This is a genomic window from Paenibacillus marchantiophytorum (assembly GCF_014640555.1).
In the GTDB taxonomy this organism is placed as follows: Bacteria; Bacillota; Bacilli; order Paenibacillales; family NBRC-103111; genus Paenibacillus_E; species Paenibacillus_E marchantiophytorum.
Window position 1 is genome coordinate 21961 of sequence record NZ_BMHE01000002.1, and the last position, 15764, is coordinate 37724.

A 15764-nucleotide genomic window follows, 5' to 3' on the forward strand; every position below is an offset into this window, starting at 1 on the left:
CACGATGCTCGTGAAATCGGAGGCTCTAGCCAATTACAAAAACCGACGATGATGCTTTTTCCCGTCAAAGCTGAATAAAACCGGCTTATCTTCCACGACGGTATGCATATGAATGGTTTTACCCCAGAGTTTGTAAATATACGGCAAGGTTCTCTCCACGTATTTAAGATCCAATTCCACACCTTCGAAAGCGTGCTTCAAATACAGTTCGCCGCTGCGCTGATAATCCCCGTCCTCCACGACGATGTAGGGGAAACCGCCATTCACTCGGGAATAGATTAGCTGATCCCGCGTATTTTCCCATGTTTTATCCGTGATCTTCCATTCTGGCCCTTTCTTCTCAAACACATACAGATCCAATTCTTCCACCAATGGTTTGTTCAAATAATTGCGGATAAAAGAGGTATCGGATTCGTATTCGCGGACTTCGAACATTTTGGCCCGGCCTTCACCGGGCTTGCGGCCCTGAATGCGGATTTCATCCGGCGTCGGATGATCCCAATGCTTTTCGATATCTTCGAAAATTTTCAGTCCGAGATAATACGGGTTCAGGCTATGCCGCGAAGGCACAACTACGGAAGAGTTGAGCTTGGAGTACTCGATCGTCTCTTCCTCGGTTAAATCCAGTTCCCGCAGGATGCGTTGATGCCAGTACGAAGCCCAGCCTTCGTTCATGATTTTGGTTTCGAGCTGCGGCCAGAAATAGAGCATTTCATCTCGCAGCATGGTCAGAATATCGCGCTGCCAATTTTCCATGTAGGGCGCATTCTCCTCGATGAAGAGCAAAATATCTTTCTCCGGTTGAGGCGGGAAGCGCCGGTTCTCTTCTTTATCCTGCGGCGGAGCGGGCTTATTCTTGGTGTCGAGCCCCCAAAGATCTTCGTAGCCGTAGGTCGCTTCAGTAGGGATATTAGGCATAGAAGCTTTATGAATCTCTTGGCGTTTGCGCGTTTGCCCGTACGTTAAAGTGAGGACAGGATCGATATGCTCCTGGATGGCGAGAACGGCGTCAATGAACTGTTCGACTTCGTCGATGCCATGTTCAATTTCATATAGGCGAATCCGTTCAGCCGTGGCGGACATGCTCTCGACCATGTTGCGGTTCGTTTTGGAGAAGCGGACATTATTTTTGAAGAAATCGCAGTGGGCCAGTACATGCGCCACAATCAGCTTATTTTGAATAAGCGAATTACCGTCTAATAGAAAGGCATAACAGGGGTCCGAGTTAATGACGAGCTCATAGATTTTGCTCAGCCCCAGGTCATATTGCGTCTTCATCCGGTGAAAATTTTTCCCGAAGCTCCAATGGCTGTAGCGTGTGGGCATCCCGTAGGCCCCAAATGTATAAATGATTTCCGCAGGACAGATCTCATAACGCATGGGAAAATAGTCCAGCCCAAAGCCTTTGGCAATCTCTGTAATCTCATCAATGGCATATTCAAGCTGCTGAATTTCGGATTTACTCACTGAACAGCCACCCCCTCCTGCTTGGTAAAAAAGGTTTTCAAGGCTTTGTACACTTCGCCTTTCTCGCGGATCACGTAATGAAGAAATTTGGGGTCGTGTATATGCCTAAAAGCAGACATCAGGGTACTGCTGCGGTTATATTGATTGACCTCGCCATAGCCGAACATGTTGCAGCGCTCCATTAATTGCGTAATCAGCTTGACGCAGCGCTCGTTATCCGATGTCAAATTATCGCCATCCGAGAAATGGAACGGATAGATATTAAACTGCGAGGGCGGATAACGCTTATCGATAATATCGATTGCCGTTTGATAGGCTGAAGAGCAGATCGTACCGCCGCTTTCACCTTTGGTGAAAAATTCTTCCTCTGTGACTTCTTTCGCCTCTGTATGATGAGCAATGAACACGATTTCCACATTCTCGTACTTCGTACGCAGGAAGCGCGTCATCCAGAAGAAGAAGCTGCGGGCTATGTATTTCTCAAAAGAGCCCATGGACCCAGAGGTATCCATCATGGCAATAATTAACGCATTTGAGTGTGGCTTCTCCACTTCATCCCAAGTCTTAAAACGCAAATCATCCGGACTAATATGATGAATGCCAGGCGAATTGGAACGCGAGTTTCTGCGCAGATTTTCGATGATCGTCCGTTTCTTATCGATGTTGGACATAATGCCCTTTTTACGAATATCGTTGAAAATCACTTCGGTCGTCGTCATGTTGCGCTTCTCTTTTTTCTGCAAATTGGGCAATTCCAGCTCGGAGAACAGCATCGCCTGCAGCTCTTCCATGCTAACTTCCGCTTCGTAATAGTCTTCGCCGGCTTGATCTCCTGCGCCTTCACCTTTCCCAGGGCCTTGCGCCGGCTGCGGATCTGTGCCGAGTACATCGCCCACCTGCGAATCGCCATCTCCCTGTCCGACATGCTTGCCTTTGTTGAAATTGTAGCGGAAGCGATATTCATCGAGACTCTTGATTGGCACTTTCACGACTTGTTTGCCATTGGACATAACGATACTCTCATCCGTGACGAGATCGGGAAGGTTTTGTTTAATGGCTTCTTTGACTTTCTCTTGGTGCCTTGTTTGATCTTGGTATCCTTTACGGTGCAGTGACCAATCCTCTTTGGATACGACAAATAAGGGTTCTGTCATGGGGTCCCTCCTTGGGGTTGATCCTAGAAATGATATCGCAAGCTGGACGCTGAAACAGACTTCGTCGGGAATAAAGCTTGTTACTAAATATATTCAAGTATGCGGGGGATATGTGATATAGGAAGGGAATTTCTCGTCAGAATAAAAGGGGGGGAGGCGGTTGCGTCAGTCTCATTGGAAAACAATCAAAAGGAACCCTATTCGAGCAAACCCATGGTGTATTCAACTTCGACTTTTCATCTCATTGTGTTAAAATAAGGAACAAATTGTAGAGAGCGAGGAACTTTTCATGAAAGTGCCTGAACAGGATCATCGCTATAATTTTCAAGATCTGCTGGAGTGGGAAGGCAGATGGGAGTTAATTAATGGAGTACCATTTAGTATGCCGCCGGCACCCTCTACGACACATCAACGGATCTTAAGAAGTATGTTTCTTGAGCTTCACACATTCCTGCAAGGTTCATCATGTGAGGTTTTTATCGCTCCGTTTGACGTGAGATTAAGTGAAACAGAAGAATACGATAATCCCGATACGGTCTGTCAGCCAGATCTATCCGTTATCTGTAATCCAACTCAGATAGATGACAAAGGAGGCAAAGGCGCTCCCAAGCTCATTGTTGAAATATTATCTCCATCTACTGCGATTAAAGATAGAAACCAAAAATTTAAAACATATGAGAAATTTGGTGTTCTGGAATACTGGATTGTTGACCCTGCTCATCAAACAGTTGAGGTTTATGGATTGGAACAAGGTTTATTTCAAAAGCGTGATGTTTTTGGAAAAGAAGACAAATTGCGTTCATTTGCTTTTTCAGCGTGTGTTGTTAATTTGGGATGTATATTCCAATAGTGGAATGGTGTTAACGATGAGGAGAGGCCCTGCTATCCGATGGTGGGACTTTTACTAGAGATAATTGAACAAACACAAGTCCCGGCTTTGGATGAAGCGAAAAATTGGTGGTGATAATATGATTAATTAAATTTCAAAAAAGTCTGCCTCTAACCTCCTGCCATTACGCATTGGAGGATCGGGCAGACTTTTTTTGAATAATAGAAATTGTAAGTTTTGCGTGGATTTAAGGGATTCTCCCTTTTTAGTTTAGCATGGCAAAAAGATGCGTCCCGTAGTGCTGAAAGAAATCCAAAAATTTCGAGACTGTGGAGACCCCAAAAAAGGGTTTAAGTTGCTCGCATGTGAAGGGTGCCACGATCTTAAGGTGATGCCCTATCGGTGCAAGGGATGTTTCTGCACGACGTGTTCATGCGGAGAAACGGAAGAGTAGAGCCGGATCTTGTCTGAGGACGTATGTCGAGTCAACCATCGACAGGTTATCTTGACCATCGACGAAGGTCTAAGAAACATGTTTTTGGGTTGGGGGGAAGTGAAGCTTGCCCAGAGTTTAAATGTTGGAGATTGACCCCAGTCTCCAGGCTTGGGTTGTAGGTCACCCCATCACGATGGAGTGGTTTGATGCGATGTGATGATGATGCGATGAGATGAGATGAAATGATGATGAGACGAGATGCGATGAGATGAAATGAAAACAAGGTAGCTGTGAACGTACTTATTTGTTCGAATTGCTGCTGATTTGGAGGTATAAACAAGCTATTTGGCAGAATGAGATCCTCTAGCTTTGCTATCGCTTGGAGATAAGGGAACGTCAAGCCGCGATACTAGCAAAATGTGTCATGATAGCGAGTTAGAGGAACTACAGTACGTTATAATTCTGAAAACCGCCATATTCCACGCCAGAGGGAACTACGATCCGCTAATGCACCATTTACCGGTTGGAATCAGCAGTTCCGCTTAAATAGCGGATCTCAGTTCCCTTTCATGATACGTTTACCCCAGTTCCTGCCATTTAGCGGATCATAGTTCCTTTTCACACGACGCTCTCTGTTATTGCAAAGCCCAAAGGGAACTAGGATCTGCTAATATTGGTAAAATGCTCCTATAAGGGCAAAGCGCGGATCGAGGAGCCCTTATGTGTTGGAAAACGGAGTTTGGAAGCAAAAAACAGTGAAATAGAGGAACGACGTTCCGCGCGCACGGCGAAAGAGGTGGTTTTGGTTGAAATAGAGGATCTACGATCCGCCTCGTGTTTATGTGAGGAAATCGAATGAATCACTTGACTATGTTCGCAGCAGTTGCTCTGTTTTGGGCTTGGAACGACTTCCCATAATGCTCCAAACCCATCTGCCATTGATATTTTGCTATAATAGGCATATATTCTCAAACAGGAGCAGTTGGATATGGAACTCATTTCGAAAATACGATCGCATTTACAAGCTATAAAGAACAAGAAAGTATCTCTTGAAGAATTAGAAGCAATAGCTCAGCCATGTACCTATGAAGAATTTTCTAGGACGGTACTCGAGCTTGAAACTGCGGGGATTCTCCAGATGGTTCAGCGTTCTGGGAGGACGATTAAGCCGCCATTTCTTGCCTATCAATATAGCGTGCAGAAGAATCATGTCATGCAAGATACGCATAAGGACATCCATCGAGCCAATTTGCAGCTGCATCCCGTCATAAACCTCGATGCCTACTATTCATTGAAAGCCAGTATTTGGGAGAAAGACAGGCCTTTTATTGAACGAATTGATGCTTACTTGAAGAAGAATATGCTCCCCAGCACTCCCGCGCCGGAACCTGAGCGAAGCTTTGAGCTTGTTGCTGATGAGAAATGGATAACGGAGAAGCAAGGGAAAGAGCTGCTAACCCGAATCGGTTTGTGGGACAAGTTGCTAATTCTTCCTGTGGATGATCCCTTGATGTTTGCTGTGAATCCATATGGCCTAGCAGGTGCCGTTCATAAGCATCTTATTGTTGAAAATAAAACGACCTATCAAGCGCTGCTGCAAGTCTTGCCGGATGTTCCGTTCGCGACGCTAATTTTCGGGGGCGGCTATCGGGTAACGAAAAGCATTGAGCTGCTGCCGATGCAGCTTCCGCTTAGGGACGCTGCCCATACGTTCTACTATTTTGGCGATATCGATAAAGAAGGAATCCACATTTGGCATCTACTCAATGAGCGTATTCTTGCTCTTTTTGGCCAGCCAGCTAATCTAACTCTTCCCTTTTACAGGGCATGTCTGAGCAGGAAGTCATCTTCCGGTAAAGAAAACCAACGGGAAAGCGAGCAGGCTTTGCAAGCATTTTTGTCTCATTTTACAGAGGAGGAACGAATGATAATCAACCGTAGTTTGGCAGCGGGGGGTTATTTCCCCCAAGAAATATTATCTACACACGAGCTTTGTACGATTTGGAGGCACACCGCATGGATGACATAGAAATTGGTCAGGTTATTTCCGGGTTTCGGGAACGTATGACCAAGCTGGCACTTTTTGATCCGCTTTATGAGCTGCAGCGAAAGCGCCAAACGGATCGACAAAACAAACCGATCGATTTCATGGAACTCGGATTGTTAACGCTGCTTTACTTCTTCGAGCAGAAGTTGATGCGCAATAACAAGGCGGGTGTCAAAGACTTAGCCGAGTTTCTTCGGAAGGTGACGGGAATTTTCATCGATTTGGACGATGTCGGATTCGAAGATCTGGCTAGGCAGATTACGCAGGTGTTTCGTCCGACGACAGGGAAGAAGCGGGATTTTACCTTTATGAATTGGGAATCTGGCCAGACAGAACATATTTATATATCGATTCTGAAAGCGAATGCCTTCGATTTAAAATCGAATACGCAGTACTACACGCTCGACGAGGATGGGTTGGAGCTTATTTTTGCGACCAAGGAATTTTATACAGAATTTCAATTGTCGATTCATCAGCTGGTGCTGCGCAAGCAGTTGGAAAAAGGCGAATTTGAAGGCGCTTTGCGGCAAATTAATGAGATGCGGATCGATGTGGAAGCGTTGCAGGACAGGATGGTCAAGCTGGAGCATGAGCTGAAAAGGAATATCGTATCGGAAGAAACATTCGGACGGTATAAAGGTTTGCTGGAAGATATTTATTTACGCTTGCAGATGGAGAATGAAGAGTTCGAAGAACTGCGGCAATTTGTGAAGGAGACGAAGGATCGCGTTCAGGCGCAGACGGTTAGGCAAGCTGATCAGCGGCCTTATGAGTTGATTCTTCGCATTTCCAATGAACTGGAGAAGGTGCATGGCGAACATTCGGTGCTTTTTCATCAGAGTATGGTGCTGAAATCCCATGCTCTGGGCGCAGCGCAAGAATCGTTGTATTATACGGGGCTGGATTCCTTTAATTTTGATCAGGATATTGCTTCCCTTATTTTTAGTACGCCGCTGCCATTGGAAACGATGAAAGGTGTGCTGGCCCCGTTCCTGCCGATTCAAGAGACGAAGATGTGGTCCCTTTTGACCGTGTGGGCGGAGCAGAATATGCTCGAAGACGGCAGCGGACAGGAGCGGGATGACAAGTTCCTGGAGCTTGGCGGAGACAGTGAGGAATATCGCTATCAGACGATGCAGAAAAAACTGTACATGCTGCTGATGGGGCTGCTGCTGCAAAGGATGGAAGAGCAGAATCAAGTCGAGCTGCACTCGTTTATTCAGCTTTTGCAGTCAAGTGAGCATGCAAATCTGCTGGGCGAGAGAGCTTTCTATGACTTTTGGATTTATTTGCATCAAAGGAGTCCCCTTCAGGCGGACGATAGGGATAAGCAGCAAAATGAAGAGCAGGGGACTATGCTGGAAGACATGTATATGCTTCTGGGCAGCCGCTGTTTGGTAGTTACGGAACGAAAAGAAATGATGAAAATAAACGACAGATTTAGCATACAGAATATGTTGATTTCGTGGGGAGAACAGGATGACAACCGGACTTGAGAATGGAACAGTAATGAGAGCTTTTCGCATCTATGCCCTGCTCGCTCGCGATAACGCGGTCGGCAAAGAATGGCTCCAGGAATACATGGCGGACGACGTAGTACGTGGACTTGTGGATCAATTCGCGCGAGAAGTGGATTGCGTAACGATCATTGCCGGCGAACAGCTGTATATGATACCGGAGACGCGGCTATCGCCTTTTCATCTGAACAACGAAGTGATTAAGCGCACCTATCTGCGGGCGAATGCCGTGAATGCAGATCTTTATCTGATGTATGTCAGCATTATTGTGTTGATTGGCGCCTTTTATGACAGCTATCAAACGATGGAGCCTACGAGAAGTTTCATTGGGATTGAAGAGTGGACAGCGCTTGTGAATGAGCGAATTGCCTTATTGAAGACGCATCCTGAAGCCGAATTGAGAGAGATGGAACAGGAATTTTCCTATAATTGGACGGCTTTAATTGAAAAATGGAGCGCCATGGACGATATCAAGGAGACAGCCGCGAGACAAAGCGGGAATACAATTAGCCGGGTAAGCTTTATGGACTCTGTCCGCAAGTTTCTGGTCGCGCAAGAGCTGGTCATTGATATAGGCAACCAGGAAATTGCTTTGACGGAGAAAGCCAAAGTGGTTGTGCAGCGTTATTTCATGGAGTTGGAGTACAATCGCGGTATTTTGGAGTTTTTATATCAAAACGATACGCCTGAGGGGGAGGGAAGCGATCATGCCAGCGATCTCTAAAATACGTTTTACGAATGTGGTCTATGAGGATGGAAATAAGCGCTACAACGATGAATTGTTTCATTTCGATGGGCATAATGGCGCGATTCTACTCGAAAATGGCGGAGGCAAGACGGTTTTCATCCAGTCTGCCATTCAAGCCATTCTTCCGCACGCAGAGCTTGCGGGACGCAAAATGAAGGATACGTTAAGTCTGGAGAACGGTCCTGCGCATATCGCAATCGAGTGGATTTTGAGCGAACGGCCAAGGCGCTATGTGGCAACTTGCGTCAGCTTGTTTCTGACAGCAACGGGGATAGACTCCTACCGTTATGTCTATGATTATCCAGAACTCGATCCGGATGCCATTGATCGGATTCCTTTTGTGAAGGAGAGTGCGGGCAGTCTTCGATCAGCCGATAAAGGTGAAATTCATGATTATTACCACCAGATGGCGTCGAAAAGAATGAACGCGAACATGCCGTCCACGCTGAAGGAATACAAGAAAATATTAGAGAACGATTACCACATTATCGCCTCTGAATGGGAGCGCATTGCCAAGATCAATAGCTCTGAGGGCGGCGTTGAGAGCTTTTTTGATGAGTGTAAAACGACGAGCCAATTGTTCGATCGGCTGTTGATCCCAACGGTCGAAGATGCGATGGCTGGATACGAGCAGGGTGAGTTCGCTAATAATTTTGAAATGCATAGAGACAGTTTCAAGAAATATAAAGAATTAAAAGAAAAAATCGAAGAAAATAAAAAAATCCTCGTCGAGCTGGATGGGTATGTGCTTCATTATGCCAAAATGGATACCAAGCAGTTAGCCTATGCAGCCGCTCAAGCTGAAACGAAGGCCTATTGGCTGCTTGTGAATGAGCAGAAGAAGGAGGAAAGCGCCAAGCTATCGCAATGGCATACTCAGATGTCAGAATGCGACCAGCAACTGCAGGTGTTGGCTGGGAAGAAGGAATCGCTTCATATTGCGAAGCAAAAGCAGGAGCTATCGGCTTTGGAAACCAAGCTCAGATTGGTTGAGGAAGACGTTGAGCGCAAAGAAGATTCGGTGCGAAGTGCTAAACAGCACTACTATTCTTTGCGCTTGGCAGATTATAGGCAGCAGTGGACTTCTGCCGAGGAACGAATGAACTATTCACAGCGTGAATTGGATCGATTCGGCAAGACGGAGGAAGAGGCTGATCTCAGAGAAGCATGGCTCAATAATGGCGGGCAAATTCGCCATATTTACAGCAAGTTGGAGCAAGAGTGGCAGGCTGAAGAGGAGAAACTGAGTCAGGAATTAGCGGCTTGCCAGAATAGGACCTATTTAGAAGAAACAATGCTGAGAGAGCTGTCAAGCGAACTGGAAGAAATAAATAAGCAGTTAATTGAACATAGATCTATCGTGCTCGCTCGCGAGAAAGATAAAGAGGCGCTAAGAGCCAATGTTTTGGCCAATCCGGCCGTTGAAAGCATGGAAGGCAGTATGACAGACTGGATTCAGCGATATCAGAAGTTGGATGACTGCAATGTGCTGCTTGTACAGAAGAACAAGGATTTGATACTCGGTAAAGAACAAAGTGATCGAGAACTGGAAACCGTAAGTGAAAGTCTCAAGATCGCCTATGTGGAACGTGCCAGTTCAGAGCAAAATCTCGAAGCGTTTAAAAAAGAGCAACAATCCATGTTGGCCGAAATTGCTGCGTACAAGTCCTCATGGGGAAGACTCTCCTCTGTGTATGAGAAGCAGAGTTCGATTGAAGAGCGGCTTAGAGAGGATACGGAAAAGCAGCAGTTGGAGAAGGAAGCTTACTTATTGAAGGAGCGCCTAGCTTTCCGTTATATCGATGATTACAGCCATCAGGATACATTTTTTGCCGATGTCTATGTGGCAGGTTTGGTGGACAAGTGGAGAAATCAGTTTAAGTTATTGGAGACGGGCATTCAATATTTGCAAGGCTTGGAGCTGTCCGATCGGGCAATGACACATCCGCTATGGTCTGTGACGCTAATTACGACCGAAGTTGAGGTTGGGTTAGTCACGAGTAAGCTGCGGCAGTATGCAGAAGATATGCAGTTTCCCATTCAGGTGATCTCTTCACAGGAAGCAGCGCGTTTGGTCAATAGTGATACACCGGCAGCAGTGGATGATAGCGCTTGGGTTGAACCGCAGCATTGGCATGATAATGCGGATGAGGCGGAATTCGGGAGCTGGAAGCAAACGATATCGCACAAAGGGGAAGAAGTTCGAACAGCACGAAAAGAAAAGGAACGCGATTTGCAGCGCACCTCCGATCTTCAATCTTCTTTTGACCGATTCGTGATGCTATACCCGCTTGAAGTCGTTCAAGAGATGGAAAGGCGAGTGGGACTTAAACGCGAGCGTGTGCGGGAGTTAGAAAACCAAGGGGATGATATCCAGAAATCCATTCGCCAGGTAGAACAAACGATTCAGCAGCATAACTCCGTCATGGACGAGCAAAAAGGTGAGATGGTTCAGCTCCAGCAGTGGATTGAAAAAGGGCGGAAGTATGCCGAACTGGGGAAAGAAATCGAAACTTTGAACGGGGCTATCGACCAGCTTGTTGAGCAGTCCGACTTACACCAAAGCAAGTGGGAGAGCAGACAGCGCTCTTTGGAGCAAGTGAAGCTGCAAAGCGATGACGTGAAAAATAGAACGAACTACTTGAGAACCGAGAAAGCGAGTCAGCAAAGTCAAGAACTCTATATCGAACTGGCGGATGTGCAGCCGATTGAAGCGAATCAAAGCTTGGATTGGTTGAAAACAGAAAGAAAAGATTTGCATCTCAAGCTAAATCATATCTCCCAAGGGCGCCAGCAGCTTGAAGCCGCTTGGAGTCATGCGAAGTCCAGCAAAACAACGCTGGAGAAGGAGATGAACAAGCTCCGGTTGGAGCAAGCAGATTTGAATTTGAATGAGGAACTTGCCTTCTCCGTGACAGGCGAAGAACAGATGTCGCAGCTGTTATCGGAGCTCAAAGAACGCGAATCGCGGTTGATTCGTGATAAGGAAGAATTCGTGCGTGTAGAGAAACAATTCGATGCGCTGGCGACGAGGATTAAACTTCTGATTGAGCAGTATAGCGCTGCGCATTCAGGCGGGCTGCCGCTAACCTTCACGGAGTCGCTGAGCGTAGTGGATGAGCAAGTCCACAGTGAGAATACACGTCTGCAACAGCAGAAAATTGGCTTGCAGCAGCAGCATGCGCAAATCCAGGCTCAACTAGGTAAAATCGAAGAGGTTATCCAATATTTGAATCAGTACAAAATCATGCATGGGTTTGAAAATCCGCTCATTCAGGCAGCCTTTATCACTCAGGAGCAGAAGGCGGAGTTCCCGTACGACAGAATGAAAATGGTTGGAAAGTCGGTGACTTTACTCTCCGCTGTTAGGAAAGAACTGGAGGCAGAAGAGTCATTGGTGAAAAAGGCGAGACTGCACTTTATTGATTTTTGTCGGAAACAAATCAAGGATGTCAAGATGAGAGATATGGCCGAGCAAGGTGTTGAGAAAAAAGATAATTACCAAGAGCTGACGCAATTTCAGCAGAAAATGCACAGCCGAATCGAACGCGTCAATCATGTCGCTGAAGAGACGATGCGCACCCATAACCAGCAGCTCGAACAGTATATCATTCATGTGCACAGCCATATCAAACTGATTGCTTCGGAACTTCGAGATATCCCTAATAAAACGAGAGTCAAGGTTGAGGACCAGTGGAAGCACATCTACTCGTTCCAGATTCCTGAATGGGATGAGCTGGAGGCGAAGGACCATCTGCGCAAGCATCTGGAATGGATTTTGGCCGAACTGGAGAAAGGTCACTATCGCGATGACAGCGGGCAGGAAGTGAAATCGACGGTTCGGAAAGAGATCGAAAAATGGCTGGATACGAAGCAGCTTTTGCATATTGTTTTGCAAGATCGCCCCATGAAAGTATCGTGCCGCAAAGTAACTAATGAGAATAACGTAACGAAAGCTTCGTTCTCTTGGGAACAGTCTAATAACTGGTCAGGCGGAGAGAAATGGAGCAAGAATATGACCTTATTCTTGGGTCTGCTCAACTATGTCGCAGAAAAACGTCAGCATATTCAAGCGAATATGAAGCGACATCGCACCGTTATCTTGGATAATCCGTTCGGGAAAGCTTCCAGTGATCATGTCCTCAGTCCTGTCTTTTTTATTGCTGAGCAGCTTGGCTTTCAAATCATCGCGCTAACCGCACATGCGGAAGGAAAGTTCTTGAAAGATTATTTCCCAGTCGTCTTTAGCTGCAGGCTTAGACAAGCTGCCAATGGCAGCAAGCTGGTCATGACCAAAGAAAAGGAAATCAATCAGGCGTATTTCCGCGATCACGCGCCGATTGCTTTGGAACGGCTAGGGAACTTGAAGCAGATGGAATTGTTCATTTAATAGTTGCTGGCAACAAAGCGAAACAGGCTTTGTTGCCAGCAATTTTTTATATTATAAAATAGTAATGATAATCATTATCACCTATGCTATAATGTCAAAGGAATCAACGCATAGCGGAAGGAGATTTTGTTCATGAGTTTACCAACGGGAGTAACCGATACTCCACGTCCCAAGCTGCGAAGTCGGCCGCTTGTAGCTACGATTATTTTGTTTGGCGGCTTAGCGGCTTTGCTGCTTGGACTTGCCGTATCTGTTTCGGTAGGAGCTGCAGATATCAAACTGTCTACAGTGTGGAATGCGGTGTTTCACTTTAATCCTGAATTAACGCAACATCAGATTATTCAGGAATTGCGGATGCCGCGTGCCTTGGCTGGAGCGCTTGTTGGCATTGGTTTTGCCATTTCCGGGGCGATTATGCAAGGGATGACGCGCAATCCGCTCGCAGACCCTGGCTTGTTGGGGATCAATGCGGGATCTGGCTTTGTTCTCGCCTTCTGCTTTGCCTTTTACCCAGGATTGCCCTTTCACTACTTAATTTTATTCTCCTTTATTGGCGCTGCCGTCGGTACAGGACTTGTATATGGAATCAGCTCTATTTCCAAAAGCGGCCTGACGCCAGTGCGCTTGGCATTAGCCGGCGCCGCAGTTAGCGCGCTGCTCCTCGCACTTAGTGAAGGTATAGCGATCTATTTTCATATCTCGCAGGATTTGGCGTTCTGGTATGCCGGAGGCGTAGCAGGAACGAAGTGGATGCAAATCAATATTATCTGGCCATGGATTCTCGGCGGTGTGATCGGGGCTATTGTGATTGCGCGTTCGATAACCGTGTTAAGCCTTGGTGATGAAATCGCTGCTAGCTTAGGGCAGCGTACGAAGTGGGTGAAATTAGCGGGCATGCTGCTATCGCTTGTGCTTGCTGGCGCATCTGTTTCCGCAGTAGGCGCTGTCGGTTTCGTTGGCTTGGTAATTCCGCATATAGCGCGTTCGCTGGTAGGTGTCGATTATCGCTGGATTATCCCCTGCTCGGCTGTTCTCGGAGCCCTGCTCATGGTGCTAGCCGATATTGGTGCCCGAATGATCAATCCACCATTTGAAACTCCGATCGGCGCTTTGATTGCGTTGATTGGCGTGCCATTTTTCCTTTATTTGGCGCGTAAGGAAAGGAGGGAGCTATAATGTCCTCTCTTGTCAGTGTCTCCACCCGCAAACGCGCGGTGAGGGCGTATACGATGATCAGTCTTTTGTTAGCAGCAATTATCGTTGCTTTTATTCTTAGTATGAATACAGGGTATATTCGGTTATCGCCAAGCGATGTTATACATACCTTATTTGGTCAGGGCACGAATAAACAGGAGCTGATTCTCTTTGAATTCCGCTTGCCGCGCATTATTATTTCCGTACTGGTAGGTGCCGGTCTGGCTTTATCCGGAGCCATTCTTCAGGGGCTTTCACGCAACGCGTTGGCTGACCCCGGGATTCTGGGAATCAATGCTGGAGCAGGACTTGCTGTTGTTTTGTTTATTTCGTTCTATCCTACGAATATGGCTGCGCCCGTTTTTATGATGCCATTGCTGGCTATGTTAGGAGCAGGAATTGCTGCTGCAATTATTTATAGTCTCTCCTATAAAAAGGGCGTTGGCATATCGCCAACCCGGCTAATTCTCGTCGGTATCGCCGTTGCCGCAGGCATTAGCGCGGCGATGATTGTTCTTACGATTCGGATGAATCCGCAAAACTACCAGTTCGTAGCCGTATGGCTTGCTGGAAGCATTTGGGGGACGAACTGGAAGTTTGTGATGGCCTTGCTGCCTTGGCTGATCCTCTTTATCCCATTCGTCATGTATAAAGCCAAAACGCTAAACGTGCTCCAGTTGGGCGATCAAGTTGCGAGCGGACTCGGCACTCCGATCGAAAAAGAGAGATTGAGCTTGCTTGTCGCAGCGGTTGCTCTAGCGGGAGCTTGTGTCGCGGTAGGGGGAGGCATTGGCTTCGTCGGCTTGATCGGTCCTCACCTTGCCAAACAGTTGGTTGGCCCCAAGAATCAATTCTTGCTGCCGGCCTCGATGCTGGCAGGCGGACTGCTGCTCATCGTAGCAGATACCCTTGCGCGTTGGATTCTGCAGCCGACGGAGATTCCGACGGGTATCGTTGTTGCTGTTATTGGTGCTCCTTATTTCTTATACTTACTTGCGAAATCCAAAGCATAATAGGAAGCAGCTTCGAACTTAGCCTAGATAGGAGGTTTGCAAATGAGTACAGATATACAGGCATACATAGCTGAACAATTTGGCGTTACGACAGAACTTCATCCTGAGCCGCTGTTTACCATAGCGGGCAGTCTCCTTTCAACGGAGATTGGCATGCAGGAAGTGCTGCGTGCGTATACCCCGCTGATGAAGGCGCTTGAGCCAGCGGCAGCCGGAACTTATTTTATCGGCAGACTTGGCGCTTTGAACGGCGCTATGCAGTACATGGTGTCTCATGATACGCTGCTCGATTTGTCGCCGGAGCTATGGACGCTGCAAATCTTCCAACATGACAAGGGATATATTGAATTTAGATTTGTGCTAAGCGAAATTCGACTGCTTGCAGGACCATCGGAGGGACAGCGCAGCGCATGGCGCGAGGAAAGGTTGACCCAATGGTACGATACGCATATCAGGCCCATTATTGAAGCGACCTCGGTTGCTGCGGTAATCGATATTACGCACCTATGGAAATTATTTCCGACGCGACTGCGTTATCAGATTGATCATTGGAAGGAAGAGACCGCTTCTGAGGCGCTAATACAGCGCTATGAGGAGGACTGGACGTTCGTTTCCAAGGAACTGAGCGGTCAAGCCTTCCGGAGAAACCGTAATCCCTTCGACGTGAAGTTCATTATGATTGATTATCCGGGAACACCTGGGGAACCCGATAAGCAGATACGAATGAAGTCTGCCTGTTGTATGTATTACCGCACGGAAGGCGGTAATTATTGCTATACATGCCCGCGAATGAAGCCGGGGGAGCGCGATGAACGCAAGGAACTGCTGCGGGAGAAATTCGCGAAAGAAGCAGCAGTGAAAGCAGCTGCGAATTAGCTGCTACTTACGTGATGCATAACTCAAAAAATCTGCCTAACGTCTCTGAAACCTTCAGAGCGGTAGGCAGATTTTTTTGGTTTCATTTTATAG

The 15764-nt window shown here is 46.9% G+C and carries 10 protein-coding genes and 1 pseudogene; 9 read left to right on the top strand and 2 right to left on the bottom strand.

Annotation, left to right across the window (positions count from 1 at the left end; all coding sequences use genetic code 11):
• Positions 1–33: 33 nt before the first annotated feature.
• On the bottom strand, positions 34–1467 hold the full coding sequence (locus tag IEY34_RS02505; RefSeq protein ID WP_189007137.1) for a SpoVR family protein: 1434 nt from the start codon (positions 1465–1467) through the stop codon (positions 34–36).
• Entirely contained in the window at positions 1464–2621 is a 1158-nt protein-coding gene (gene yhbH, locus IEY34_RS02510) for a sporulation protein YhbH (protein ID WP_189007139.1), read from the bottom strand. The genes IEY34_RS02505 and yhbH overlap by 4 nt, the downstream gene beginning before the upstream one ends.
• A 289-nt stretch (positions 2622–2910) precedes the next feature.
• Between yhbH and IEY34_RS02515 the strand changes: the two genes are divergently transcribed.
• From IEY34_RS02515 to IEY34_RS02555, 9 genes and pseudogenes are all read left to right on the top strand, one after another.
• Complete coding sequence (locus tag IEY34_RS02515; RefSeq protein WP_189007142.1) at positions 2911–3471, top strand: Uma2 family endonuclease; 561 nt, start codon at positions 2911–2913, stop codon at positions 3469–3471.
• A gap of 253 nt (positions 3472–3724) precedes the next feature.
• Positions 3725–3991 (top strand): annotated as a pseudogene (locus IEY34_RS38060) (transposase zinc-binding domain-containing protein); the annotation flags it as partial.
• Between the two features lie 883 nt (positions 3992–4874).
• A complete protein-coding gene (locus IEY34_RS02525; protein ID WP_189007145.1) occupies positions 4875–5915 on the top strand; it encodes a Wadjet anti-phage system protein JetD domain-containing protein in 1041 nt (346 codons plus the stop codon).
• Positions 5903–7429 (top strand): replicative DNA helicase, encoded by a 1527-nt coding sequence (locus IEY34_RS02530; protein ID WP_189007148.1) that lies wholly within the window; start codon positions 5903–5905, stop codon positions 7427–7429. The genes IEY34_RS02525 and IEY34_RS02530 overlap by 13 nt, the downstream gene beginning before the upstream one ends.
• A complete protein-coding gene (locus tag IEY34_RS02535) occupies positions 7413–8174 on the top strand; it encodes a DUF6063 family protein (RefSeq protein ID WP_229757433.1) in 762 nt (253 codons plus the stop codon). Before IEY34_RS02530 ends, IEY34_RS02535 begins: the two co-directional genes overlap by 17 nt.
• On the top strand, positions 8158–12588 hold the full coding sequence (locus tag IEY34_RS02540) for a coiled-coil domain-containing protein (RefSeq protein ID WP_189007151.1): 4431 nt from the start codon (positions 8158–8160) through the stop codon (positions 12586–12588). The genes IEY34_RS02535 and IEY34_RS02540 overlap by 17 nt, the downstream gene beginning before the upstream one ends.
• Before the next feature lie 132 nt (positions 12589–12720).
• Positions 12721–13764, top strand: a complete 1044-nt coding sequence (locus IEY34_RS02545; protein WP_189007153.1) for a FecCD family ABC transporter permease — start codon at positions 12721–12723, stop codon at positions 13762–13764.
• Between the two features lie 53 nt (positions 13765–13817).
• Positions 13818–14795, top strand: coding sequence for a FecCD family ABC transporter permease (locus IEY34_RS02550; protein ID WP_373291142.1), 978 nt, complete (start codon positions 13818–13820; stop codon positions 14793–14795).
• A gap of 42 nt (positions 14796–14837) precedes the next feature.
• On the top strand, positions 14838–15671 hold the full coding sequence (locus IEY34_RS02555; protein ID WP_189007160.1) for a (2Fe-2S)-binding protein: 834 nt from the start codon (positions 14838–14840) through the stop codon (positions 15669–15671).
• Positions 15672–15764: the final 93 nt, after the last annotated feature.